Below are 26,449 nucleotides of genomic sequence, written 5' to 3'. Positions count from 1 at the left end.
TTATGAAAAAATTATCAAAAATTATTGAAGTTCGACCCCTGGCATGTGATTTTCATTTGGCTGTGCGCAGTTTTTGAAACTTGTTTTGAATGATCAAATCGATGGGGCGGTTCCAGATTTTAGATTCTAGCCAGGAAATGATATCCAAATATAAAAATGCCCGACTTTGGTAGGGGTCGTTTTCAAATTCCTTGAGCTTTTCGTGCAGTTTAATAAATTCGTTCCTTACTTCATTAGGGTAAATATCGCCCAAGCCCCTTAAAAACTTAATAAATTCCCTTTGCACATCATACAAATCTTCCATTTTAATCAAGAACTTATAAGTGCTTCTTATTAAAACATCCAAATTATAGTCCATGCCCGCTTCATAATGTGCCACCAAATTAAGTATCCTGGCAAAACACAACAAGTCTTCGCGCATGTGCAACGATTTGTTGTTTATTATTTTTTCTAAGTACAAAATGCTTTTTTTGTGTTCGCCAGCACCAAAATACATGCTCGCAATTTTGTAGTAAAACACCATTACGTGGTGCTCGTCAATACGGTCTTGATAGTCTTTCAAACGTTTTAAAACCTCATCAACCAAAGGCAAACCTTCTTTAAAACTACCTTCAATAAAATGCAAATTGAATTTGTTGTTGTAAATGTACAAAAAGGCCAACCCGTCCAGATTATCATCAACAGGGAACCATTTTTCCTTGGTTACGGTTTCTAGCCTGAGCAGCGATTCCTTAAATTTTTCATAGTGCCTTAAATAGAACAGCGCTTCCAGCAAATAGTGGTTGCCCTTTAAGAAAAAAACGGGGTTCAAAACAATTTGGTCTTTATTTTCGTAAAACAGATCGACCCATTTGGTAGCGTATTTGTATGACGATAAAAAATCGACGGTTAAAAAGCTGTACCACAAATAAGCCTTGTAGAGCCACAGTTTTTCGCGAAATCCTAAAGTATTTAGGTCGTATTTTGGAAGTCGGGCGTTGAAATATTTGATAACCCGCATACTTTCCTTATCGTTTTTTACATAGCCTGTTTTTAAAAAGAGGCCGTACAATTGCAGCGATAAATTGGACAGCTTACTTGCCACGACATTTTGTTGGCTTAGTTCCTTGGCCTGTATGGATAGCTCGTCGGCACGATTGCTTAAGCTTCTGGTAATATACTGCGATTCAATAATTTTCTCAAATTCAACAATCTCATAGGCCACATTTTTTTCCTCGTTGGCAATGGCCAGGTTTTTAGCTTTTTCTAAAATCTTTAAGCTTTGTTTGTACAGGCCTTTGTGATAAAGAATGGTTGCAAAATCCAACTGTTCGCGAATTTGGATGCGAATGTTTTGGTGCGAAGGGTTTAACCGTAAACTAATTAAAATTTGCTTGTACAAGTGGGCCTTTAAATTGGATAACTGTTCTTTTTTTACGATGCCCTTTTTAAGAATGGCGGTTTCATCATAAACCGGTAGTTTTTCAAGAATGTTGAAAAGCGTTAAAAATTTGGAATCTTCATTAACATCCAATCGACCCACATAAAGTTTGAACTGTCGCTTTTCAGACTTTGAAAGCGATTTTACCAACACAAACAAATTATCTTTTTGTTCTTTTGTCATAGTTTCAAAAACAGTTATAAAAAACTGGTTTTCAGTTATTTAATTACATCACACATAGGTTAAACATCGTAAAAAAAGCGAGTTGCATTATCATTTTAGGAAACCAAAATATACATTCGTACTACAAAAGAAAAATTTATTTTATTAAATGTCCAATACAAACGTCCAAATTTTTGATACAACGCTTCGCGATGGCGAGCAGGTCCCAGGCTGCAAATTAAATACCGAACAAAAATTGATCATCGCCGAACAGCTCGATTTATTAGGTGTCGATATTATCGAGGCCGGTTTTCCTGTTTCTAGCCCCGGCGATTTTAAATCGGTTGAAGCCATTTCTAAAATTGTAAAACATGCAACGGTTTGTGGTTTAACCCGTTCTGTTGAAAATGATATAAAAGTTGCCGCCGAAGCCCTAAAATACGCAAAAACACCCAGAATACACACAGGAATTGGCACTTCCGATTCCCATATAAAATTCAAATTTAACTCCAATAGAGATGCCATATTAGAACGTGCTTTCAAGGCCGTAAGTTACGCAAAATCTTTTGTAGAAGATGTAGAATTTTATGCAGAAGATGCCGGTAGAACCGATAACGATTATTTAGCTCGCGTTTGCGAAACCGCCATTGAAGCGGGCGCCACCGTTTTAAACATCCCAGACACCACAGGCTACTGTTTGCCGCACGAATATGGTGCCAAAATAAAATATTTAAAAGAAAACGTAAAAGGTATTGAAAAAGCCATTTTATCGTGCCATTGCCATAACGATTTAGGATTGGCAACCGCCAACTCCATTGAAGGCGTAATTAATGGGGCGCGCCAAATAGAATGTACCATTAACGGTATTGGCGAACGTGCCGGAAACACCGCTTTGGAGGAAGTGGTAATGATCTTGAAACAGCACCCCTATTTGAATTTAGACACACACATAAAAACGGAAATGCTCTATGGCATCAGTCAATTGGTGTCCGATAGCATGGGCATTTACACACAACCTAACAAAGCCATTGTAGGTGCCAATGCCTTTGCCCATAGCTCTGGAATCCACCAAGATGGCGTGATTAAAAACCGTGAAACCTATGAGATTATCGACCCAAAGGATGTTGGCGTCACCGAATCGGCCATTGTGCTAACCGCCCGTAGTGGTCGTGCCGCCTTGGCGTACAGGGCCAAAAATATTGGGTATGGCCTAACAAAACTTCAACTGGATGAAATATATTTGAACTTCTTGGATTTTGCCGACAAAAAGAAAGAAGTTAATGATGACGATATTCATAAAATCATAGAAAGCAGCAGATTATACAAAGAGATTGTTTCAGCTTAAAATAGATTTCTATCTTTACCGAAATAATCAAACCTCATAAACGCATGAAATTAAATATAGCCGTTTTGCCAGGAGATGGCATAGGACCGGAAGTGATAGCCCAAGCTGTAAAAGTTTTAAAGGCTATTGCTATGGAATTTAACCATGTATTTACCTTTCAATATGCCTTAGTTGGTGCCAGTGCCATTGAAAAAACAGGCAATCCGTTACCAGATGAGACCATAAACATTTGCGAAAAAGCCGATGCCATTTTATTTGGCGCCATAGGAAACGATGCCTTCGATTTGGATCCTTACGCCAAAATACGACCAGAACAAGGGCTTTTAAGGCTTCGCAAATCGCTCGATTTATATACCAACATACGGCCCATAATTGCTTATGAAGATTTATTGAACAAGTCGTCATTAAAGAAAAAACAGATTAAGGACACCAACATTCTTATTTACCGCGAACTTACCGGGGGCATTTATTTTGGCGAAAAAAAATTAAGCGACGATGCAAACACCGCTTCCGATACCTGTGAATATACACGCCATGAAATAGAACGCATCGCCCATTTAGCTTTTAAGGCAGCACAATCTAGAAAACGCAAATTAACCCTGGTGGACAAAGCCAATGCCATGGAAAGTTCCCGATTATGGCGCAGGGTGGTGCAAGAATTGGCACCACAATACCCAAACGTAGCATTACACTTTATGTATATTGATAATGCCGCCATGGAACTTATTGTAAACCCACGGCAGTTCGACGTTATTTTAACCGAGAACATGTTTGGCGACATCCTATCCGAGGAAGCCAGCGTTATCGTGGGCTCCATTGGTTTATTGGCATCCTCTTCCATTGGCGATAAGCACGCCATGTTCGAACCCATTCACGGTGCATACTCAAAGGCAGCCAACAAAGGCATTGCCAACCCTATCGCCGCTATTTTGGCAGCAGCCATGTTGTTGGACCATTTTGTTTTGGACGATGAAGCGGCACGCATACGGGAAGGCGTCGATAAATCGCTAAAACTGCACATTACCACACCCGATTTAAACACCAAATACGATACCATTACCACCACGAAAGTTGGCGACTTCATTGAGGATTTCATTAACCATCCCGATGAAACCAACTTAAACTTTACCAACATTCATTTAGGACAATCCACCATTATTTGAGTTAGTCACCAAAAAATTAAAATTTCAGGAAAGTCCTTAAAAGCGCATTTTTAAAGTGCGCTTTTTTAATGTGATTGTTTTTTTTTTGGCGTTACCCATTGGGGTCGGGCTTTCCGCTAAATCTTTTTAAAACGCTGTTGCACAGAAGCGCCACAAGGCAATCTGCCAGTTTGCGTTACTTTCCAAAGGTTGTTTTACCAAAGTTTTAAAAAGGCCTAACGCGGGCATACTTGCTTAGTTTTAGGCAAAACCATAAGGTTTAGCGGTTCATAATTTTTGCAAGCTTTTTTTTGACCCTATAGGCAACCATCATAACAAAAAGGCATACCTACAAGGTTTTGAAAACCTTGCAGGATTGGTTACTTTAAAATTGATACCTAAAACGAATAAGGTTCAGCTTTTCACAAAAGCATCAAAAGCATCGTTATAATAAATAGTTATTTCCGTACCCTTTTCAATAGATGTTTTAGCCACAAATGTTTGAATGAGGTTTACAAAATCGCGTGTTGCGACTTCAGCAGTAGGGTTGCTACTATGGTTAAAAAAACTCCCCACATCGCTCATGCAAATAGCGTCGTATTCCTCGGTCCAAGGGAATTGAAGGGTTGCCAAAACTTCAGGCAAATTCTCATTAACATGTACAAGTGCCATGTCGCATTTCGCTAATAGTTCACCTTTTGCAATATTTCGGGTGGCAAAAACACCTTTACCGTGTACCGGCGAATGTTTTACTTCAACTAAGTTAGTCATAAATATATTTGTGAATCAAAATTCTGATTATGTATCAAGCAAATGTATAAGGATTATCTAAACGCAAGCTAAATTTTAATTAAAAAACTTGTTAGTCCATTTTTCCTGTTCCTATAAATAGTCCACCCATTTATGCTTCACTGTTTTATTTAACAAAATTTTAACAAAACCGCTCTTTAAATTTTTCCGTAGGTATGTGTGAGAGTCTAATAAATAACTAATAATAAAATCTCGAAAAACATGAAAAATTTAAAAACAGTAATCGGAATTGGAGTTATAGCGGTAGCTAGTTTCTTCGTAATTGCAGCAGATCATATCGATGCGCCTGCAGTAAAAGGTGGTAGTAGCGATATTACCGATTTTTATGCCTTTAGAGGGCAAAACACAGATAACATGGTGTTTGTAGCAAACATTCAAGGTTTGTTAAGCCCATCAGCCACTAGCAGTGCTAAGTTTGCTGAAGATGTATTGATTGAATTCAACATCGATAATACAGGCGATAATGTGGAAGATCTCGTTATTCAAGCCATCTCTAAAAATGGTAAAATGTATTTTTTTGGGCCCGTTGCACCAGCACAAACAGGACTTAACAGTACCATACAATACACATCAACAATTGGTGGGGTTGTAGATATTACGCCATACGGCACGAATGCTAAAATTAGCACTAATGGAGGCATGAGTTTTTTTGCTGGACCAAGAGACGACCCATTTTTCTTCGACTTTGCCCAATACTCAGCTATTATAGCAGGAACAGCGACGGGTGGTTTTAACAATCCAGGAGCAGACACTTTTGCAGGAACCAATGTATTATCTATTGTGGTAGAAGTACCAAAATCGATGATTGCAGGTAGCGGAACAACTATTAATACTTGGGTAGAATCTAAAAGAAAATAACAATTAACCTTTTTTAAAATTATAATCATGAAAAATATACACAAAATAAAAGTTTTAACAGTTGCCGTAGCAGTTTCATTATTTGCATTTAACTGTTCAAATGACGACGACGACAATATGAATAACGCACCAGATTTTTCTGGAACCTATTCACAAGAAGACCAAATGGGTCGTCCAGCGATAAATACCGTATTTGTATCGGCTGCCAGTAAAGATATGTTTAATGTAACCATACCGTCTGCACAAGGCGCCGCTTTTCAAAGCATGTTTCAAACTAATTTAAAAGCCTTGAGTCCTGCGTATGCCAACCCGGGCGATAAAAATGCACTAGGTTTAGATGCTGCGGCTTTTACAGGTTTATTGGCTACCGATGTTTTAACTGTCGCATTAGATAAACCTACTACATTTTATGATGGCACCAATGTTTTAACGGGTAGAAATTTAGCCGATGATGTCATCACTGTTGAATTGATACTGATTTTTGGTGGTGAAACCGGATTGACCATGTCTGAAAACCCGACGTTATCAAATGATAATGTAAATGCAAACGACAAGCCTTTTTTGCCCTCATTTCCTTATTTAGCTTCTCCTTGGTAGAATACTCAACACCCTCAGAAACAGGTGTGTCTCACATGTGTTTCTGAGGTTTATTTAAACAAAAAATAATTAACTAACAAAAAAACAAAACAATGAACTTACGATATATTATGATGTATTGCACACTAATATTTATAGCTAGTTGTACAACATCTTCAAAAAAGATAACAGATAGTAAACAGTATAATGTTTATCTAGATGTAACAGAAAACACATCGATTGAAAAAGCAAAGACCGAATTGGGATTTTGGAAACAAAAACTTAAAAACCAACCCACTCAATTTCCATATTTAGCAAAAATAGCTTCAGCCAATAACAGTTTATTTTCTATAACTGGAAATATTGAATATTTAAAAAATGCTGAAACCAACTATTTAGAACTAAATGAAAAAACTCGAAACACGAATAGCTCCTATTTAAAAGGACTTGCTGCCAATTATATTTCGCAACATAAATTTAAAGAGTCTTTAGAATTATTAAAGAAAGCTGAAGCAATAGGAAATAATTTGGAAGGCACTCAAAAAATGCTTTTCGACGTGCATTTGGAATTGGGAAATTACGAATTAGCGAAAGCCTATTTAGATAAATTTAGCGACGATCGGGATTTTGATTACTTAATACGCGTTGCAAAATGGAGCGACCATCGTGGTAATTTGGATGCTGCCATACGTTATCTGGAAAAAGCCAAAGAAAATGCAGAGTTTGCCAATATGCCAGAAGCTAAAATTTGGATCTATACCAATTTAGCTGATTTTTATGGACACCACGGAAATATTGAAGCGTCGTACAATCACTTTTTAAAAGCCTTGAAATTAAACCCAAATGATGCTTATTCAAAAAAAGGAATTGCTTGGATTGTTTATTCATATGAAAAAAACCCTAATGAAGCGTTACGCATCTTAAACACGGTTTCAAAAACGCATAATTCGCCCGATTATTATTTATTAAAAGCTGAAATAGCCGAGTTTAAAGGCGATTTGGTCATGCAAAAACAACAAATAAATCAATATAAAATAGCGGTTGAAAACACCCTTTATGGCGATATGTACAACAAATACAATGTGTTGTTATTTGCTGATAATTCTGAAAAATTAAATACCGCTCTTGAAATTGCAAAAACCGAAGTAATGAACAGACCAACACCCCAATCTTATGATTTACTAGCGTGGACTTACTATAAAAAAGGCAACACAAAAGAAGCATTACAAATTATGGAACAGCATGTTACCGGTAAAACTTTTGAGCCACATACTTTGTATCATTTAGCTGAAATTTATAAAGCAAGTGGTAAAATAAGTGAAGTTAAAAATTTGAAAAAAGAATTAATAGAAAGCGCTTTTGAACTTGGACCATTAATGGCTCAAAAAATCAATGCTATTTAACTTTAAACCTTGATATGAAAACATTAAGATCTGTAGCTTTTCTATGTACTCTATGCGTTGTAAATACGCTGTATTCTCAACAAACAAAAGGCATTGTGGTTAACGAGAGTAACCAACCTCTAGAGTCTGCTTACATATATAACCTAAATTCAAAAAGTCATACACATTCATCTGAAAATGGCGTTTTTATTTTAGATAATAGTAAGGTTGGCGACTCCTTAAAGGTGAGGCTTTTAGGGTTTCAGAATAAGAATATCATCTTAAACGCATCAAATTTCAACACGAATTTGATTATCACTTTAGCAGAAAAATCATTTCAATTAAACGAATTGATTATTACCGAAACCTTAAATCCGGTTAGCACCATGAGTCGATTGGACATCAAAACAAATCCTGTTAATTCTTCTCAAGAAATTTTAAGAAAAGTACCCGGTTTATTTATAGGTCAGCATGCCGGTGGTGGCAAAGCGGAACAACTATTTTTAAGAGGGTTTGACATAGATCATGGTACCGATGTCGCCCTTTCGGTAGATGGCATGCCAATTAACATGGTATCACATGCGCACGGACAAGGTTATAGCGATTTGCATTTTATAATCCCAGAAACGGTAAATAAAATAGATTTTGGCAAGGGCGCATATTATGCAAATCATGGGGATTTTAATACGGCGGGTTATGTCGATTTTTCAACTAAAGATTATTTAAAAGAAAATTCAATAGCGCTATCAGTTGGTAAATTCAACTCCTTACGAATGTTGGGCATGTTCAATTTAATGGAAAACATAAAAAACCAAAACGCCTATATTAGTACCGAATATTTAGCAAACGACGGTCCTTTTAATTCGCCCCAAAATTTCAACCGCCTTAATTTATTTGGAAAATATGTGGCTTTCTCACCTAATAACGACAAAGTGTCTTTAACCCTATCCCATTTTACCAGTCGTTGGGATGCTTCAGGACAAATACCACAACGTGAAATTGATAACGGAAACATTACCCGTTTTGGTGCTATTGACGATACTGAAGGCGGTACTACGGAACGAACTAATTTTAACGTGGAATTGCAGAAACATATTTCAGATAATTCAACATTGAAAACCAATGCTTTCTATTCGCATTATGGGTTCGAATTGTTTTCAAATTTTACATTTTTCTTAGAAGACCCCATAAATGGCGACCAAATAAAACAAAAGGAAGACCGTCAAATATTAGGTTTTAATACCGCCATTTCCAAAGAAATTGATTTAGGAAATACGCAGGTAACAACTACCTCAGGCATTGGTTTAAGACACAATATTGTAAATGATATTGAGCTTTCAAAAACCTTGAACAGAAGTGCCATTTTACAAAACGTACAATTAGGCGATTTAAATCAAACCAATTTGAGCGCCTTTACAAATGCCGAATTTGATTTTGGAAAATTGAAAATTGCTCCAGGGTTACGTTTAGATTATTTCAACTTTTTATACAATGACAAATTACAACCTACTTACGCTTCACAGTCTGAAACAAAAACCATATTAAGTCCAAAACTTAATTTTTACTATGATGCACAATCAAATTTACAATTGTATTTAAAGTCGGGTTTAGGCTTCCATTCCAACGATACGCGTGTGGTGGTTAGCCAATTGGGTAAAGATATTTTACCACGCTCGTATGGTTTAGATTTAGGAACTATTTGGAAACCAGCCACTAAAGCTTTGGTCAATGCCGCATTATGGTATTTATTTTTAGAACAAGAGTTTGTTTATGTGGGCGATGCAGGCATTGTTGAACCTAGCGGAAAAACAGAACGTTATGGTCTGGATTTAGGATTGCGCTACCAATTAACGGATTGGTTGTATTTTGATACCGATGCCACTATAACACATGCTAGAAGCACCGAAGATCCTGATGGACAAAACTACATTCCACTGGCACCCGATTTTACGATGGCAGGCGGACTTTCCATAAATAATTTATACGGTTTTTCTGGAGGTATCCGCTATAGGTATTTGGATGATAGACCCGCAAACGAAGGCAATAGCATTGTTGCAAAAGGCTATTTCGTGACCGATTTTAATGCTAATTACAATTTTAAAGACATAACATTAGGAATCGTAATCGAGAATCTATTTAACACCGAATGGAACGAAACACAATTTGCAACCGAATCTAGATTACAAAATGAAGCACAACCCGTTGAAGAAATTCATTTTACCCCAGGAACCCCTTTCTTTATAAAAGGAACTATTTCTTACAGATTTTAATACCCAATAAAAAAACTAACATTTGAAAAAAGGGAAATTATTTTTAAAAATCAAGTTTTTGGTTTTTGGTTTTTTTGTTAGTGAAGCTGCCCGATTATAGCAATATAGTTGGGTGTTTTTTTAATAAATTTTATTTGGGCGTTACCACAAGGGTCGTGTTTTACGCTGTATCTTTTGGTTTTACATTACCAACTCAGGTCATCTACATTTTAATATAAATGTATAAATCAAAATTATGCCAGTCACCAAGAAAACCAAAAGGATGCCGCTTCAACCACTAACGCAAAAAAGGATGACCTAAATCTTATTTAAGTTCTATACTATCAATTTCTAACTTAAAATATTCATCTATTTTATTGCCAATTAAAAAAGCAATAGCTTCCATTTTTAAACCATGATAATTTTGCAGGTTCAATGGTTTTCCTCTAAAAGCAGGATACATCGTATTGAAAGGTATTTCTAAAGTTTCCCAGTCGTTGCTCGTATTAATAAGCGCTATATAAGAATGTTTATCGTCTTTATTCGCTTTAATTCTAAACTGATATGTTTTACCATCGCCTTTCAATCGAATACACACCTTACTGAATATCGCAACGCTTTTTGTGCCAAAATAATATTGCACCATTGAAAAACCACCATTGTTATCTAAAGAAACTACCCCAGAAAAAATACCATTCCCAGCCTCATTCAAACCAAAATTCCCACTCGAGCATCCACCCATTACAACATCGTCAACAATTTTCCAATCAGAAATGTTGCTGTTGTGTTTAAACTTGAATAAAATCATGGGTTGCTAAAAGTAAATAATAGTCTAAAATTAAGAATGAAACAGCTAATCAATTAAGAAGACGCCACCACACCCAAAGTATATAATTGTTCCATGGTTGGCGTTGCGCTACCTCCTGCTGGTTCTAAAGTAATCCCGAACGCTTCACTTTCGTTGGCATTTTCTATTTCGAAAATCTTGTTGGCATCTGTTGTAAAATTGTCAATAGTGCCTAAGCTTGTTGGCGTAAGCGGATTTAAGGTTAACGACCAAACTTGGTACACTTTACCTTTTGGCGGCTCTGGTAAGCCTTGTGCATCTAAAAATATTCTTTTCGTGTTTTTATCCCAATATACTTTGGCATACGCATCAGCAAAATTTCCTTGTCCTGCCAATGGCACTTTTGTAATTTTATCATCACGCAATACGGTTATGAGGGTATTGGCTTCTTCTAAACTGTTTTTAGAATTGGCTATTTGGGTTTCTAAAAGCGATTGTTGTGTTTCAGAAATCTGAATATCAGATTTTAATTGGTTGTTTTGTTGCGAAGTCCAAAATAAACCTACCGCTAAAACAATAGATGCTGCCCATCCTGTATAAGTTATCCAGTTGTATTTAGGCTTAACTATGGATATAACTTTGGTTCCATTAGTGTTGTTAAAGCCTAAATTTTGTTTTATGGCTTCAAATGTGTTTTTAGTAGTTTTTTGCGAAGTAGCTGCTGTTAGTTTAATAATGGCAGCCTCAATATCTAAAACTTCTTTTAGTATTTCAGGGTGTTGAAGCATTAAAGCGTACACTTCCTTATTTTCTTTTTCAGAAAGTACGCCAGCTACGTATAGCTCTAAAATTCCAGATTCTATGTAAGCTTTAATATCCATTTTAATTTAACACTATATTTCTTAATTCTTGAATGCAATTTCTGTTCCTGGTTTTGATAGTCCCAATGGGCATATCCAGTGCTTCAGATGCTTCCGCTTGCGTGTAACCCTTAAAATAAAGGAGTTCAATAACTTCAACACATTTTTTAGCAAGCTTGCTAACAAATTTTGAAACGCCTATCGCATCGGTCGAATTATCTAAACTATCATTGCTTTCAAGTATATCTACGAAAAAATCGGAATTAAGGTTTTGTTTTGAATTTTTGAAAGATTTTGAGCGTATTTTATCAATTGCTGAATTTCTTGATATATTTAAAATCCAAGTAAAAAAACGTCCTTTTTCCGCAGAATAAGATTGAGAATTATGCCATGCTTTAATAAAAACATCCTGCATTACTTCTTCGGCTATATCGCTATCTCTTACAATATTATAGATAACCCCTTGCATACTTTCACGATACATATTGTATAATGATTCGAAAGCTTTTTCGTCTTTCTGCTTAAATTTTTCTATAAGAATTTCTAACTGCATGAATAGGTTATATATGCGTGAAGATAATAAATAAAAACGCTATTTAATCAGGAAACTTTTCCCGAATCTTATCTAAACACAAATTATGGATGCTACCAACGTGCGTATGCTTTTTAGAAGTATCTGGTTTGTAAGTGCCATCTTGCACCTGTCCGCCAATTTTTTGATAGGCTTCTCTAAAACTTTGTCCCTCCACAACCAAGGTATTTATATTATCAACCGTAAACAGGTATTTATACAAGTCGTTATGCACATCAACATCTTTCACAATAGCTTGTTTAATGGAGAAATTGAAAATATCTAAAATATCTTTAACGTCTTCAAAAGCAGCTATCATATTTTCTTTTAACAACTGAAAATCACGATGGTAACCACTCGGTAAATTATTGGTAATTAAAATCATTTCCGTTTGAAGTGCTTGTATTTTGTTGCATTTTCCACGAATCAATTCGAATACATCCGGATTTTTTTTATGTGGCATGATGCTACTGCCCGTGGTCAATTCATCTGGAAAGGAAATAAACCCAAAATTCTGACTCATATACAAGCACACATCCATAGCAAAACGGCTCATGGTGTTGCACAAACTGCCCAAACTGGCGGCAATGGTACGCTCACTTTTTCCTCTGCTCATTTGCGCCGCCACCACATTGTATTTTAGGGTGGAAAAACCCATTTCCTTGGTGGTAAACTCCCTATCTATTGGAAACGAACTGCCATATCCCGCCGCAGAACCTAATGGATTTTGGTCCACCGTTTTTAAAGCGGCGTTTAACAGAAACACATCGTCAATTAACACCTCGGCATAGGCCGAAAACCACAACCCAAATGATGATGGCATGGCTACTTGCAAATGCGTATATCCTGGCAATACTTTATCCTTATGTGTTTCCGCCAACTCTAAAAGGGTTTCAAAAAGGGTTTTGGTTTTTTCTTTTACAATACCCAAATTTTCCTTGTAGTATAACTGTAAAGCCACCAAAACTTGGTCGTTTCTAGAACGTGCGGTGTGGATTTTTTTCCCAACCTCGCCCAAAGTCTTCGTCAATTCAAATTCTATTTTAGAATGTACATCTTCAAATTGTTCATCAATAACAAACGTGCCATTTTCAATCTGCGTTTCAATTTTTTTCAAACCGCCTAATAATTCAATCAACTCGTTGGTAGTAAGAATACCAATTTTTTGAAGCATTTTAGCATGCGCTTTTGATGCAATAACATCGTATTTTGCTATATGAACATCAATTTCCCTATCGTTGCCAACGGTAAATTGTTCTATTTTTTTATCGATTGATATGCCTTTGTCCCAGAGTTTCATTTCTTGATGTTTAGTCGTTTGTTGTTTAGTTGTTGAGCGACCATACGACCGACAAACAACAAAACAACAAACGTTTATATAATTAGATTATTCAAAAATTTTATTTCTTTTTATCCTAAATTGTTTAGTTATTACATCGACTCAACGACAAACAACTCAACAACAAACATTTATACAATTACCCGATTCAACAATTCAACATATATTTTGATGCCCTCCTCAATTTCGTGCAAATAAATATATTCATCGGCGGAATGTGAACGCGGACTATCCCCTGGCCCCAATTTTAACGACTTGCAGGATAACCATGCTTGATCGGAAAGGGTTGGCGACCCATAGGTGGTTCTTCCTAAAGCGATTCCTGCTTGTACCAACGGGTGCTCAACGGGAATTGAGGATGAATTCAAATTTAAACTACGTGGTGTAATGCTTGAAACTGGCGCATTTTTTTGTAAAAAATCAGCAATTTCAGCATTGGTATATTTATCGTTTACACGTACATCTATTACCAACTCCACATCGGCAGGTACTACATTGTGCTGTTTTCCGGCGTTTATTTGGGTAACGGTTAGTTTCACATCGCCCAAAGCTTCCGATGTTTTTTCAAACTTCAAATCTTTAAACCATTGTAAAGTTTCAATAACTTTATAAATAGGATTATCATCATTCGGGTGGGCCGCATGACTTGCCGTTCCTTTCACTTTGGCATCAAAAACCACCAAGCCTTTTTCGGCAACCGCCAAATGCATCAAAGTAGGTTCGCCTACAATGGCGACATCAATCTTCGGGATGATTTTCAGCATACTGTTCAATCCATTTGGGCCGCTGCTTTCTTCTTCCGCGGAAGCGACCAAAATCAAGTTATATTTTAAATCTTTATGATTGTAAAAATGGGTAAATGTGGCAATTAACGACACCAAACAACCACCCGCATCGTTACTGCCCAAACCGTATAATTTTCCGTCTTCAATAATGGCTTTAAACGGGTCTTTGGTATATGCCGAGTTTGGTTTTACGGTGTCGTGGTGCGAGTTTAGCAGCATGTTGGGTTTGTTCGCATCGAAATGTTTGTTTACTGCCCAAACGTTGTTTTTTGTTCTTTTATAATCTATATCATAGCGCTTCAACCAAGCTTCAATATGCAATGCGGTTTGGTCTTCTTCCGAAGAAAAAGAAGGCGTTTCTATTAACTGTTTTAATAGTGCAATTGCATCGGTTGTTAATTCTTGTATAGCCATATTATAAGGTTATCCGTGTAAAATGATCGTTCTCTTGGGTTAACATGTTCGTGTTTCCCATATTGATGGTATTTACGCCCTGATTTAGCGCATCGAAACAGTTTTCCAACTTAGGAAGCATGCCATCTGCAATGATATTCTGTTTTAATAATTCAGAATACAACTTGGAATCGATGTGTTTTATTACCGAATTTTTATCGTTGATGTCTTTTAAAACGCCATTCAGTTCAAAACAATAATAAATGGATGTTTCGTATAAATTACTCATACCAACGGCTAATTGCGACGTGATGGTATCGGCATTGGTGTTTAGCAATTGGCCCTTGCCATCGTGGGTAATGGCGCAAAACACGGGCGTAAAATCTGCTTGGATTAATTTGTCGATAGAATGGTGCGCCACATTTTTAACATCACCAACAAAACCAAAATCAACCTCTTTTACGGGTCTTTTTTCTGATGAAATACTATTGATATCGGCACCTGTTAACCCTATGGCATCAATGTTTAAAGCTTGTAACTGTGCGACGATATTTTTGTTTACCAGACCGCCATACACCATGGTGATGACCTCTAAAGTTTCGGCATCGGTAATGCGTCTGCCATGTACCATTTTAGATTCTATGCCCAATTTTGAAGCAATTGCCGTAGCGCGTTTACCGCCACCATGCACCAAAATTTTCTTTCCTTTTAAATTGGCGAACAATTTTAAAAACGCGCTTAAAGATGCATCGTCTTCAATGATATTCCCTCCTATTTTTACTATGGATAGTTTTTCCATTCCTTTCCCTCCGCCCTTTCCGAAGGAAAGGGAACTTGTTTTTTGTTATGTTTTTATATTTATCAATACGATGTGATTTTCACAATAAATCAATCAACTTTTTGAATTAAAAGATTGCTTCGTTCCTCGCAATGACCTCTTAATTATTTTAAATCTTCCAATAATTTTTTCAACACCAATTGGGCTGCATAGGTTCTATTGTTTGCTTGCTGAATAACGATAGAGCTATCACTATCCAATACCGCATCTTCCACAATTAAATTTCGTCTTACCGGTAAACAGTGCATAAATTTAGCATCGCCTATTTTCTCTTTTGTAATCATCCAATTGGGGTCGGTATTGGTTACTTTTCCGTAATCGTTATAATTACTCCAGTTTTTCACATAAACAAAATCGGCATCTCTTAAAGCTTCGGTTTGGTTGTAATTTACCTTGGTATTACCCATAATTTTTGGGCTCAACTCATAACCTTCAGGATGTGTTACTACAAATTCCACATCCATTTTTTGCATAGCTTGTACAAAACTGTTAGCCACCGCATGTGGTAAGGCTTTAATATGTGGTGCCCAACTTAAAACTACTTTTGGCCTTTCTTTTTTGGTGTTTTCTGAAATGGTAATCGCATCGGTTAACGCTTGTAGCGGATGGCCTGTAGCACTTTCCATGTTTACAATGGGCACTGATGCGTATTTTACGAACGACTTCAACACATACTCGCTTTCGTCTTTTTCCTTATCCGTTAAGGTTGGAAATGCCCTTACCGCAATGATGTCGCAATATTGGGACACTACCGCAGCGGCTTCCTTGATATGTTCGGCTGTGTTGCCGTTCATAATGGTGCCATCGCCAAATTCAATGCCCCATGCATCGCCAGACACATTCATTACAATGGGGTCCATTCCTAAATTTAAAGCAGCTTTTTGAGTGCTTAAACGCGTGCGCAAACTGGAGTTAAAGAACAACAACCCTAAGGTTTTGTTTTTTCCTAAGTCTTTATAGTTAAGCGGATTGCTCTTTAATGCTTTAGCTTCCTGAATCCAAGTTTTGATATCATCAATATCTTTTATGGAGGTGTAATGTTTCATATTTTTAATATTATTCTTAAAACTAACAAGGTTTTTGAAACCTTGCAGGATAACTTATTTTATTTTGGTAAACGGAATTTTATTATCGAAGGCATTCAAAATGAAATTATCTTCCAGTCCGTTTACAATCCACGTTTCAATATTTGCTTTTTTTGTAACTGCAGCCGCTTCAATTTTCGATTGCATCCCTCCGCTGCCATGTGTTGATTTTGAATTGACCACTTGTTTTGCCAATTCTTCAAAATCCTCCACCAGTTCAATGGTTTTTGGCGTACCGTTTTCCATGGATTCTTTGGTGTAAATACCATTTGTGTTTGTTGCAATAATGAAAAGATCGGCTTTCAAAAGAGACGCTGTTAAGGCTCCTAATTTATCATTATCACCAAATTTTATTTCATCGGTTGCAACCGTATCATTTTCATTGATAATTGGAATGAAATTGTTTTCAACCAAAACGTTTATGGTGTTTACAATGTTTGTTCTGCTTTGTTCTTTTTCAAAATCGGAATACGATAGTAAACACTGGGAGGTTGCCAAACCACATTCCCTAAAAATATCTTGGTAAATGCGGATTAAATGCGGTTGCCCGATGGAAGCCAAAGCTTGTTTAACGGTAATATCCTTACCCTTACTTTCCAGTTTTACAAACTGTTTTGCCGCCGCAATAGCCCCGGAACTTACAATAATAAACTCGCAAGTATCTTGAAGTTTTGCCATTTGATTTGCCAAATCTTCAATTTTACCCCAAGAAATATTATCGGTTTCTTTGGTAAGTGTGTTAGAACCAACTTTAAGTAATATGCGTTTTTTCTTCATCTATTTAAAACTTCGCTCTTTAATGTGTACAGGCGTTCGCTTATTTTTAAATGCCCATTATGGACTTATCTAATTTGTCCATTGCCGTGAACATACCATTTATTAGTTACTAAATGCTGCAAACCAATAGGCCCGCGTTGATGTAATTTATCGGTGCTAATGGCCAATTCGCCCCCTAACCCCATTTGGCTACCATCGGTAAAACGCGTAGAAGCGTTGTGATAAACTGCGGCTGTATCTACGTTTTCCATAAACACTTTAGCAACCGCATCATTTTTTGTGATGATTGATGATGAATGACCTCCAGAATATTTATTGATCATGGCGATAGCATCTTCATTTGAATCTATTTCAGCCATCGCAATTTTATAATCCAAAAATTCTTGATACCAAATAGCATCCGATTCAATGGCTTTAACACCTTCAAATTTTGAAATGGCTTCATCACCTAAAATCTGTACGTTGAATTCCTTTAATTTTGAAATCAAGTTTTTAATAAATGCTTCTTTATTAGAAAGCTTTTTATCAATCAGTACTTTATCCAATGCGTTACATGCTGAAATTTTAGCTGTTTTTGCATTGATGATGACTTTTAAAGCAAGGTCTAAATCGGCTTCCTTATGAACATACACAAAATTATTACCACGTCCACTGATGATTACCGGACATGATGCGTGTTCTTTTACGAAGGCAATTAAACGTTCGCCACCACGAGGCACGATTAAATCGAGTTTCTGTGTTGGTTTTTCTAAAAAAGCCTGGGTTTCGGTTCTGTTGAATTGTAAATATTCAACCCAATCGGTTGAAGCACCTTGACTTTTTAATGCTTGATGCCACAATTCAACAATCTTTAAGTTTGATTTTAAAGATTCTTTACCACCTTTTAATAAAATTTTATTTCCCGATTTAAAAGCAATTCCTGCAGCCTCTACGGTAACATCGGGACGCGATTCGTAAATAATCAAAATCGTTCCAAATGATGCCGTTTTATTATAGACCTGCATCCCGTTATCGTGTTTAAAACTAAACCGTTCTACACCAACAGGGTCGTCTTGCGACGCCAAATGTGTTGCAGCTTTAATCATCTCATCCACTTTGGAATCATCAACTTTTAAACGGTCGTACATAGAAATATCGTCGCCATCATAAGCATCTAAATCTGCTTTATTTATCTTAATAATAGCAGCTCTTTCTTGTTCCAAAAGTGCTGCCATTTTAAGCAATACGGCGTTTCTTGTTTCAATGTTTAATAAAGTATTCATTTTTTTGTTTTTTGTTTCTGAACTTTAAAGTGTTTTCAGATTTTCTGAACTTTAAGTTTCAGAGTTTTTACTCTACATGCTATTTTAAAGCTGTTTTTAAAGCTTCAAAAAATTGATCTACATGTTCTTTTCTAATAGTTAATGGTGGCAAAATTCTAATCAGTTTTTTGTTTGAAGCACCACCTGTAAATATACGATGTTCGTAAATAAGCTTTTTTCTTAATTCGCCAACTTCAAAGTCGAATTCCAAACCAATCATCAAGCCTTTTCCTTTGATATTTTTTATCTGCGGAATGGTTTTGGCTACAGAAATAAAATAATCTGAAATTTCATTCACATTAGCCATTAAATTTTCTTCCTCAATCGTGTTTAAAACCGCTAAACCAGCAGCACAGGCCAAATGATTACCACCAAACGTGGTACCTAACATGCCATGTTTTGCTTCAATACTGGGATGGATTAAAATACCGCCAATTGGGAACCCATTCCCCATGCCTTTGGCTATTGAAATCACTTCTGGCTTTACGTTGTAATATTGAAACGCGAAGAATTTACCCGAACGTCCGTAACCCGATTGCACTTCATCGGCAATAAAATAGGTATTGTTTGCTTTACAAAGTGCATCCACTTGCTCGAAAAATTCGGATGTTCCTTGATCCAAACCACCAACGCCCTGAATAAATTCTACAATCACCGCACAAACATCACCTTTTTCCAATTCTATTTTAACGCCTTCAATATCGTTCAGCGCTAAAAAAGTAACCTGTTGCTGTGCATTAATTGGTGCGACAATGCTTTTATTATCGGTGGCCGCTACCGCCGCCGATGTACGCCCATGAAACCCATTGTTAAAGGCAACTACACGCGATTTTCCTGTTTTAAACGATGCTAATTTTAAAGCATTCTCATTCGCTTCTGCGCCAGAATTACACAAAAACAACTCATAGCCTTTACAACCAGAAAGGGCTTCAATTTTATCGGCAAGTTCAACTTGTAGCGGATTTTGAATCGCGTTGGAATAAAACCCTAAAGTCTTAACTTGGTTTGTAACAGCCTCCACATATTTTGGGTGTGAATGTCCAATGGATATTACGGCATGACCTCCGTAAAGGTCTAAATATTCAACACAATTTTCGTCGTAAACATGCATGTCTTTACCCGAAACCGGTGTTACATTGTATAATGGATAAACGTCAAATAATGGCATTTTAATTCTTTTTAATTTGATTAATTTTCTCGAAAGAAGCCACAATACCTTGTATCAAAGCAGAGCTTAAACCTTGATGTTCCATAGCATTTAACCCTTCAATGGTACAACCACTAGGTGTTGTTACGCGGTCTATTTCCTGTTCTGGGTGTCTTCCAGATTCCAACAATAAACTCGCAGCACCATAACACGTTTGTGTAGCCAATTGATGTGCTTCGTGGGCTTCAAAACCTAACTGAATAGCTCCTTGTGTAGTCGCACGCACAAGTCGCATCCAGAATGCAATACCACTGGCACAAATTACTGTTGCTGCTTGAATTAAATCTTCAGGAATTACCAAGGTAGTCCCTAATTGGTTAAACACTTCTTGCGCCAAACCAACCTTGTCTTGTGCTTTATTATTAGCCGCTATACAGGTCATGGATTTTCCAATAGAAATCGCTGTGTTTGGCATGACACGAATAATATTTTTATCTTTTCCAATAATACCTTCAATTCTAGGAATTTCAACACCAGCAGCCACCGAAATAATAATATGCTTGTCGGTAATAATAGCCGATACACTCTCTAAAACCGCATTGATATGTTTTGGTTGCAGTGCAAAAATAACCATATCGCTTTTAGCCACCGCCAAAGCATTATCATTGGTAATCGTTACATTGGCCTCATTTTTATAAACATCAACATTCGCCGTGTTTTTATCGGCTAAATACAAGGATGTAAACGACTTATTATTGATAAGTCCTTTTGCAATAGAACTTCCTAAATTTCCAGTTCCTATAATGGCTATTTTCATATTAACTTTTTTTCCTCCCCTAACCCCTCCAAAGGAGGGGAACTGGAGCGTTTTTAATCATTATTAATCTTCATCTTTTTTAACCGCAATCTATTCCTCCCCTTTGGGGAGGTTAGGTGGGGCTTTAAAAACAAGTCGCTTTTAATTGCAATCCTGTGGTTTCTTCCAAACCAAACATCAAATTCATATTCTGTATGGCTTGTCCCGAAGCGCCTTTTAATAAATTATCAATAATACTTGTTACTAATAATTTATTGTTGTGCTTGTGTAAATGTATTAAACACTTATTCGTGTTTACTACTTGTTTCAAATGCAACACCTCATCTGAAACAAAGGTGAATTTGGCATCTTTATAAAATGCCTCAAATAGGGCTTTTGCTTCTTCTAAAGTACCTTCAAAATTGGTGTAAACCGTTGCGAAAATGCCTCTTGAAAAATTACCTCGGTTGGGCATGAATAAAATTTCAGAAGTAAAACCGTTCTGTAATTGTTTAACCGACTGATTAATCTCCCCTAAATGCTGATGCGTAAACGGTTTGTAATATGAAAAGTTATTATCTCTCCAAGGAAAATGCGAAGTTTCAGACAATGAAGTTCCAGCACCTGTAGCACCTGTAACCGCATTAATATGCACATCGTTATGCAACAAACCTTTTTCCGCCAACGGCAACAAAGCCAATTGAATAGCAGTAGCAAAACAGCCTGGATTTGCTATATAATCTGCGTTTTTAATAGCGTCTCTTTGCAATTCCGGCAAGCCGTAAACAAAAGTTTTAGCCTGTACTGAGCCTGTCGAAGTAAAAACTTTGTCTTTTTCAAGTCGGAAATCATTTCCTAAATCAATGATTTTAGTGGTAGCTGAAAACGCATTAGCCGATAAAAACTTCACTGAATTTCCATGCCCTAAACATAAAAACAACACATCTACATTTGGGTTTACAGTATCTGTGAATTTCATATCTAAATCACCCATTAAATCTTGGTGGATGTTGCTTATGCTATTTCCCGCATTGGAAGTGCTGTACACAAAATCAAGCTCTGCGTTAGGGTGGTTGATTAACAATCTAATTAACTCGCCCGCTGTGTAACCTGCGCCTCCAATAATACCTACTTTGATATTTTTCATTTGCAATCTTTTCTTTTCAAGACCTCTCAGGTTTTAAAAACCTGAGAGGTCTGAGTTTTAATTCAAATTAAGGATTAACTTGATGATAAATTTTGTTTTGATTTCCGAAGATTTTAATAAAACCTTTCGCTTCATCGGGTGTCCAACCTTTGTTTTCTTCACCATAACTTCCAAATTTCGCATTCATCAAATCGTGTTTGGAACTTATGCCATCCAAACTAAAATGGTAAGGCTTTAAGGTAACGAATACATCGCCGCTTACGGTTTCTTGACTACTTTGGAAAAACGCTTCCATGTTTCGCATTACGGGATCTAAATACTGACCCTCGTGCAAATGCATGCCATAGAAACTTGCCAAATATTCTTTATGCTGCAACTGCCATTTGGTCATGGTGTGTTTTTCCAATAAATGATGTGCTTTGATGGTAATTAACGCCGCAGGTGCTTCAAAACCAACACGTCCTTTAATGCCCACAATGGTATCTCCCACATGAATATCACGACCAATAGCGTATGCCTTTGCCAGATTATTTAAGGTTTCAATGTTAATTTCTGGGTCGTTTTCAATCCCGTTTACAGCAACTAATTCACCTTTTTCAAACGTTAACTTAACTTTTTCGCTCTCGGTATGTTTTAACTGCGATGGATAGGCACTATCCGGTAAGGGTTTATCGGACGTTAGGGTTTCAGATCCACCTACACTCGTGCCCCAAAGCCCTTTGTTTATGGAGTATTTCGCTTTTTCCCAAGACATGTCGATGCCATTGGCTTTTAAATAATCGATTTCTTCTTGTCTGGTTAATTTTTCATCTCTAATAGGCGTGATGATCTGGATTTCTGGTGCCAAGGTTTGGAAAATCATATCGAAACGCACTTGGTCATTACCCGCACCTGTACTGCCATGAGCAATGTACTTTGCATCGATGCTTTTGGCGTATTCTACAATTTCAATAGCCTGAATAATACGCTCTGCACTTACAGACAATGGATAGGTATTGTTTTTAAGGACGTTGCCGAAAATTAAATACTTCACCACTTTTTGGTAAAAGGTGGCTACCGCATCAATATTGTTGTAGGTGGTAACGCCCATTTTGTAGGCGTTCGATGCTATGTGTTCTATTTCAGCCTTTGTAAAACCACCGGTATTGACGCTTACCGCGTGCACTTCATACTTTTTTGACAAACTTACTGCGCAATAAGACGTGTCCAATCCGCCACTATAAGCTATTACTAATTTTTCCATTTTATATAATTTATAAACTTATTTGCTATTTATTTTAATTCCCGTATTTCAGCCTCAAAACGGGCATTCACATAATATCTAAAACTAAACTCATCCCGCAGTTTTCCTAATTTTTCTAGTTCTTCAACCAATACGGCAGACATTTTAGATAGGGTAACGTGTGTCATTCCCAATAATTCATTGTAATGGTGCACTTTAGGTGTTTGCGCTATGGAAATTAGAAAGGTGTCGCTATAAAATTCGGTTATTTTAGCCATTAGCAACAGTCCTAAATTGTATTTCCTGTACGCATCGGCAACCCACAAACTGGAACGCTCATAAACAAAATGTTCTTTAACCTGATGCTCGTGCACAAAAATATGTCCACAAATTTCACCCTCCTTTTTTAATATAAAGCACCCGTTTTCAACACGTTTCTTCAGCATGTCAACACTTACATAATATAAGGTAGGGAGTTCTCTTGAGCGTTCAGAAATAGTTTCCAAAGCCTTGTTGGAAAGTTTATAAACAAGCTGTACTTCTATGCCTGCTTCGGCACAAAAAGCTTCGGCCTTTTCAATAACACTTTCTATTTCTATATCCAATAACGTATTCATTTTAATTTAAAGTGAGAATTTCCCATTTCATTATTTTTTATCTTTTTTTAAAAACATGGTTTCCTTTATGTGCTTCAACCTATTAAAAACCTTTTCTTTTATTTTTTTTGGTTTAAATTTTCCTTGATTTTTTGGATCGTAAAGCATGCCTGTACATAAACACATTTTTCGGTTGGTGCGTGTTAAAACATCATAATTTTTGCAGGTTTGGCAACCGTCCCAAAAAGTGGGGTCGTCGGTTAGCTCAGAAAAGGGCACTGGTTTGTAACCCAAATCGGTATTCATTTTCATAACGGCCAATCCGGTGGTGATACTGAACACCTTGGCGTCTGGAAACTTGGTTCTGGAATGGTTGAACACTTTATGCTTTATTTTTTTAGCCAATCCAATACCACGATAATTGGGGTGAACGATTAAGCCGGAATTGGCAACAAATTTACCATGGCCCCAAAGTTCGATGTAACAAAAACCTGCAAACGTATCGCCATCTAAGGCAATTACGGCATTGCCATTTTCCATTTTTTTAGTGATATATTCAGGGTTGCGCCTTGCTATACCCGTACCTCTTACAGCAGCAGATTCCGCAATGGTTTCGCAAATTATCTCTGCGTATTTTGAATGTGATTTATCAGCAATTACAATTTTCATTATAATTAAAATATGAATTAAAAGTTAGCGTTATTTTTTTGCTGAACCGTACACTACAAGTTCAAAATTTGAAGGATGCCTTAGGGGCGACGCGGAAAAATATAGCCAAAGAAACGTTTGCTAATAAAATTATTAACTAAATTTTGGGATGCTATAATTACTGGTTTGTACACTAAGAAAAAAATTAAAATGACGTTTGGGTTTTGCTGTGATAACTAAGATTAAAAGCGGCGGCGACTGCGCACGGGCAAACCGGGGATAGTACAACGTATTTTATTTTTTAATGTTTTCATAGTGTAAAATTATGGTTTTATTCATTAATCATGCCAAAATTAAGTTATTTTTTGAAAAAATTATGGATAATTTACCTATTAGGCCGTTTTTTGGAAGATTACATTTGTTTTTAACAAATTTCATTGCATATTTTAGAAAGATATGCAATGAAACTCAGGCAATTTGTTCACAAAATATAATCGGTGCTTATAAAGTTTGATGTTTTCTTATCCAAGAGTTGCTTTAAAATGGCATTGTTATAATCATTATCCTTAGACGCTACAAAGGTTCGTATGGAAAATGAGCGCAAGGCATCATGGACGCTTAACGTACTGAAAGCCGAATCTTTTCTTCCGGTGAACGGATACACGTCGGGCCCTCGTTGGCAAGAGCTGTTTAAATTTACACGACACACCAAATTTACCAAAGTATCAATTAAGGGCGATAATGTGTGAATGTTTTTGCCAAATAAGCTTACCTGCTGGCCGTAATTGGACTCGGCCATATCGTGCAACGGTTCTTCAATATCTGCAAACGGAATTACCGGCACCACAGGGCCAAATTGTTCTTCCTTAAACACGTCCATATCTTTATTAACAGGATATAATACCGCTGGAAAAATAAAATTCTGGGTAAGTTCGCCGCCTTTTTTATTTATTATTTTTGCGCCCTTTTTTACTGCATCATCAATCAGGTTTTTAATATAACCTGGCTTTTCAGTTTCTGGCAGGGGCGTTAATTTTACCCCGGCATCCCAGGGGTTACCAAATTTTAATGCATCAACTTTTGCTGAAAAACGCTTGTTAAATTCATTTACGATGGACTCATGGACGTACAACAATTTCAATGCGGTACAACGCTGCCCATTGAACGATAAAGTGCCCGCAATACATTCATCAACCGTTAAATCTAAATCGGCATCGGGCAGTACAATGGCCGGATTTTTGGCTTCCAACCCCAAAACCAAACGCAATCGGTTTTTCTTAGGATGCTCTTCTTGCAAGGCGTTGGCCGATTTACTGTTTCCTATCAATGCCAAAATATCAATTTTACCCGATTGCATAATGGGTGTTGCCAACACACGACCACGACCATAAATAACATTTACCACCCCTTTTGGGAAACTGTTTTGGAAGGCTTCCAACAATGGCGAAATTAACAGCACCCCTAGCTTTGCGGGTTTAAAAATAACCGTATTCCCCATAATTAATGCAGGAATAAGAAGTGTAAAGGTTTCGTTTAGCGGATAATTATAGGGGCCTAAACACAAAACCACCCCAAGTGGGCCTCGGCGTATGTGTGCGTAAACGCCTTCATTCTTCTCAAACTTAGCTGAGTCCCTATCTATTTGCTTGTAGGCTTCAATGGTATCGTAAATATAATCGACCGTTCTGTCAAATTCCTTTTCAGAATCGGGCAGGTTTTTGCCAATTTCCCACATAAGCAGTTTTACAACCTCAGCACGTTTGGTTTTCATTTGCGCTACAAATTTTTCCATGCACGCAATACGGTTTACCACTTTCATGGTTGGCCACAGGCCTTGACCTTTATCATAGGCGTTTAAAGCAGAATTTAAAGTTTCTAAAGCTTCCTTTTCACCCAATTGAGGGACCGTTCCCAACAGTGTTGGTTTATAGTCGTTGGTAGATGAGATGGTTGAATAAACCTCGGCCGTTTCACCTGCCCATGTTTTTAATTTCCCGTCAACCAAGTAGGTTTTTTGGTGCAAAAGGTTCGTGATTTTATAGTATTCTGGAATTTCTAAAAAAGTATCGTCCATTTTGAAATATTTTGTCATTAAAAATACGTGCTAATATACCCATAATTTCACGAAATTGGAACATGGAAACGGATACATCCTATAAAAATAACATATTCATAATAGAAACATACGATACAAATCAAACACGTCGCACTCA

At 36.9% G+C, this 26,449-nt stretch carries 22 protein-coding genes and 2 pseudogenes; 6 read left to right on the top strand and 18 right to left on the bottom strand.

What is annotated here, in order from left to right; genetic code table 11:
• Positions 1-52 precede the first annotated feature (52 nt).
• Complete coding sequence (locus tag GQO80_RS05135) at positions 53-1,603, bottom strand: hypothetical protein (protein ID WP_157207248.1); 1,551 nt, start codon at positions 1,601-1,603, stop codon at positions 53-55.
• A gap of 148 nt (positions 1,604-1,751) precedes the next feature.
• Between GQO80_RS05135 and GQO80_RS05130 the strand changes: the two genes are divergently transcribed.
• The gene (locus GQO80_RS05130; protein WP_157207247.1) at positions 1,752-2,927 is read left to right on the top strand and encodes a 2-isopropylmalate synthase; all 1,176 of its coding nucleotides are present in this window, start codon (positions 1,752-1,754) and stop codon (positions 2,925-2,927) included.
• Positions 2,928-2,971: 44 nt separating this feature from the next.
• On the top strand, positions 2,972-4,090 hold the full coding sequence (gene leuB / locus GQO80_RS05125) for a 3-isopropylmalate dehydrogenase (protein WP_157207246.1): 1,119 nt from the start codon (positions 2,972-2,974) through the stop codon (positions 4,088-4,090).
• 393 nt (positions 4,091-4,483) lie between these two features.
• Here the strand turns inward: leuB and GQO80_RS05120 are convergent, their stop codons facing one another.
• Positions 4,484-4,840: an SET domain-containing protein gene (locus GQO80_RS05120; protein WP_157207245.1), complete on the bottom strand. Its 357-nt coding sequence runs from the start codon at positions 4,838-4,840 to the stop codon at positions 4,484-4,486.
• Between the two features lie 240 nt (positions 4,841-5,080).
• On the opposite strand from GQO80_RS05120, the pseudogene GQO80_RS15980 reads away from it, so the two are divergent.
• The 4 genes and pseudogenes from GQO80_RS15980 to GQO80_RS05100 form a co-directional block, all read left to right on the top strand.
• Positions 5,081-5,353, top strand: a pseudogene (locus GQO80_RS15980) (DUF4331 family protein); the annotation flags it as partial.
• A gap of 33 nt (positions 5,354-5,386) precedes the next feature.
• A pseudogene (locus tag GQO80_RS15835) lies at positions 5,387-6,334 on the top strand (DUF4331 family protein).
• Between the two features lie 92 nt (positions 6,335-6,426).
• Positions 6,427-7,716 carry a tetratricopeptide repeat protein gene (locus tag GQO80_RS05105; protein WP_157207242.1) on the top strand — a complete coding sequence of 430 codons (1,290 nt, stop codon included), beginning with the start codon at positions 6,427-6,429 and terminating at the stop codon, positions 7,714-7,716.
• Positions 7,717-7,730: 14 nt separating this feature from the next.
• Entirely contained in the window at positions 7,731-9,965 is a 2,235-nt protein-coding gene (locus GQO80_RS05100; RefSeq protein WP_157207241.1) for a TonB-dependent receptor, read from the top strand.
• A 304-nt stretch (positions 9,966-10,269) separates the two neighbouring features.
• Here the strand turns inward: GQO80_RS05100 and GQO80_RS05095 are convergent, their stop codons facing one another.
• From GQO80_RS05095 to GQO80_RS05020, 16 genes are all read right to left on the bottom strand, one after another.
• Positions 10,270-10,752, bottom strand: a complete 483-nt coding sequence (locus tag GQO80_RS05095) for a CIA30 family protein (protein WP_157207240.1) — start codon at positions 10,750-10,752, stop codon at positions 10,270-10,272.
• Between the two features lie 53 nt (positions 10,753-10,805).
• Positions 10,806-11,612 (bottom strand): anti-sigma factor, encoded by an 807-nt coding sequence (locus GQO80_RS05090; protein ID WP_157207239.1) that lies wholly within the window; start codon positions 11,610-11,612, stop codon positions 10,806-10,808.
• Between the two features lies 1 nt (position 11,613).
• Positions 11,614-12,144, bottom strand: a complete 531-nt coding sequence (locus GQO80_RS05085) for an RNA polymerase sigma factor (RefSeq protein ID WP_157207238.1) — start codon at positions 12,142-12,144, stop codon at positions 11,614-11,616.
• Positions 12,145-12,187: 43 nt separating this feature from the next.
• Positions 12,188-13,462, bottom strand: a complete 1,275-nt coding sequence (gene argH, locus GQO80_RS05080) for an argininosuccinate lyase (protein WP_157207237.1) — start codon at positions 13,460-13,462, stop codon at positions 12,188-12,190.
• Between the two features lie 170 nt (positions 13,463-13,632).
• The gene (locus GQO80_RS05075) at positions 13,633-14,700 is read right to left on the bottom strand and encodes a M20 family metallo-hydrolase (protein ID WP_157207236.1); all 1,068 of its coding nucleotides are present in this window, start codon (positions 14,698-14,700) and stop codon (positions 13,633-13,635) included.
• 1 nt (position 14,701) lies between these two features.
• Positions 14,702-15,478, bottom strand: a complete 777-nt coding sequence (gene argB / locus GQO80_RS05070; RefSeq protein WP_157207235.1) for an acetylglutamate kinase — start codon at positions 15,476-15,478, stop codon at positions 14,702-14,704.
• Between the two features lie 143 nt (positions 15,479-15,621).
• Positions 15,622-16,563, bottom strand: coding sequence for an N-acetylornithine carbamoyltransferase (locus tag GQO80_RS05065; RefSeq protein WP_157207234.1), 942 nt, complete (start codon positions 16,561-16,563; stop codon positions 15,622-15,624).
• Positions 16,564-16,617: 54 nt separating this feature from the next.
• Positions 16,618-17,379, bottom strand: coding sequence for a glutamate 5-kinase (gene proB / locus GQO80_RS05060; protein ID WP_157207233.1), 762 nt, complete (start codon positions 17,377-17,379; stop codon positions 16,618-16,620).
• A gap of 65 nt (positions 17,380-17,444) precedes the next feature.
• Entirely contained in the window at positions 17,445-18,641 is a 1,197-nt protein-coding gene (locus GQO80_RS05055; protein WP_157207232.1) for a glutamate-5-semialdehyde dehydrogenase, read from the bottom strand.
• A 79-nt stretch (positions 18,642-18,720) separates the two neighbouring features.
• A complete protein-coding gene (locus tag GQO80_RS05050) occupies positions 18,721-19,848 on the bottom strand; it encodes an aspartate aminotransferase family protein (RefSeq protein WP_157207231.1) in 1,128 nt (375 codons plus the stop codon).
• A gap of 1 nt (position 19,849) precedes the next feature.
• Positions 19,850-20,644: a pyrroline-5-carboxylate reductase gene (proC, locus tag GQO80_RS05045; protein WP_157207230.1), complete on the bottom strand. Its 795-nt coding sequence runs from the start codon at positions 20,642-20,644 to the stop codon at positions 19,850-19,852.
• A gap of 124 nt (positions 20,645-20,768) precedes the next feature.
• Complete coding sequence (gene argC / locus GQO80_RS05040; protein ID WP_157207229.1) at positions 20,769-21,770, bottom strand: N-acetyl-gamma-glutamyl-phosphate reductase; 1,002 nt, start codon at positions 21,768-21,770, stop codon at positions 20,769-20,771.
• A gap of 67 nt (positions 21,771-21,837) precedes the next feature.
• A complete protein-coding gene (locus tag GQO80_RS05035; RefSeq protein WP_157207228.1) occupies positions 21,838-23,013 on the bottom strand; it encodes an argininosuccinate synthase in 1,176 nt (391 codons plus the stop codon).
• Between the two features lie 29 nt (positions 23,014-23,042).
• A complete protein-coding gene (locus GQO80_RS05030) occupies positions 23,043-23,609 on the bottom strand; it encodes a GNAT family N-acetyltransferase (RefSeq protein ID WP_157207227.1) in 567 nt (188 codons plus the stop codon).
• Positions 23,610-23,639: 30 nt separating this feature from the next.
• Positions 23,640-24,257, bottom strand: a complete 618-nt coding sequence (locus GQO80_RS05025) for a GNAT family N-acetyltransferase (RefSeq protein ID WP_157207226.1) — start codon at positions 24,255-24,257, stop codon at positions 23,640-23,642.
• A gap of 460 nt (positions 24,258-24,717) precedes the next feature.
• Positions 24,718-26,310, bottom strand: a complete 1,593-nt coding sequence (locus GQO80_RS05020) for an NADP-dependent glyceraldehyde-3-phosphate dehydrogenase (protein WP_157207305.1) — start codon at positions 26,308-26,310, stop codon at positions 24,718-24,720.
• Positions 26,311-26,449 lie beyond the last annotated feature (139 nt).

Origin of the sequence: Mariniflexile maritimum (genome assembly GCF_009746565.1) — a bacterium.
In the GTDB taxonomy this organism is placed as follows: Bacteria; Bacteroidota; Bacteroidia; order Flavobacteriales; family Flavobacteriaceae; genus Mariniflexile; species Mariniflexile maritimum.
This window is presented reverse-complemented; position numbering and strand designations above follow the sequence as displayed.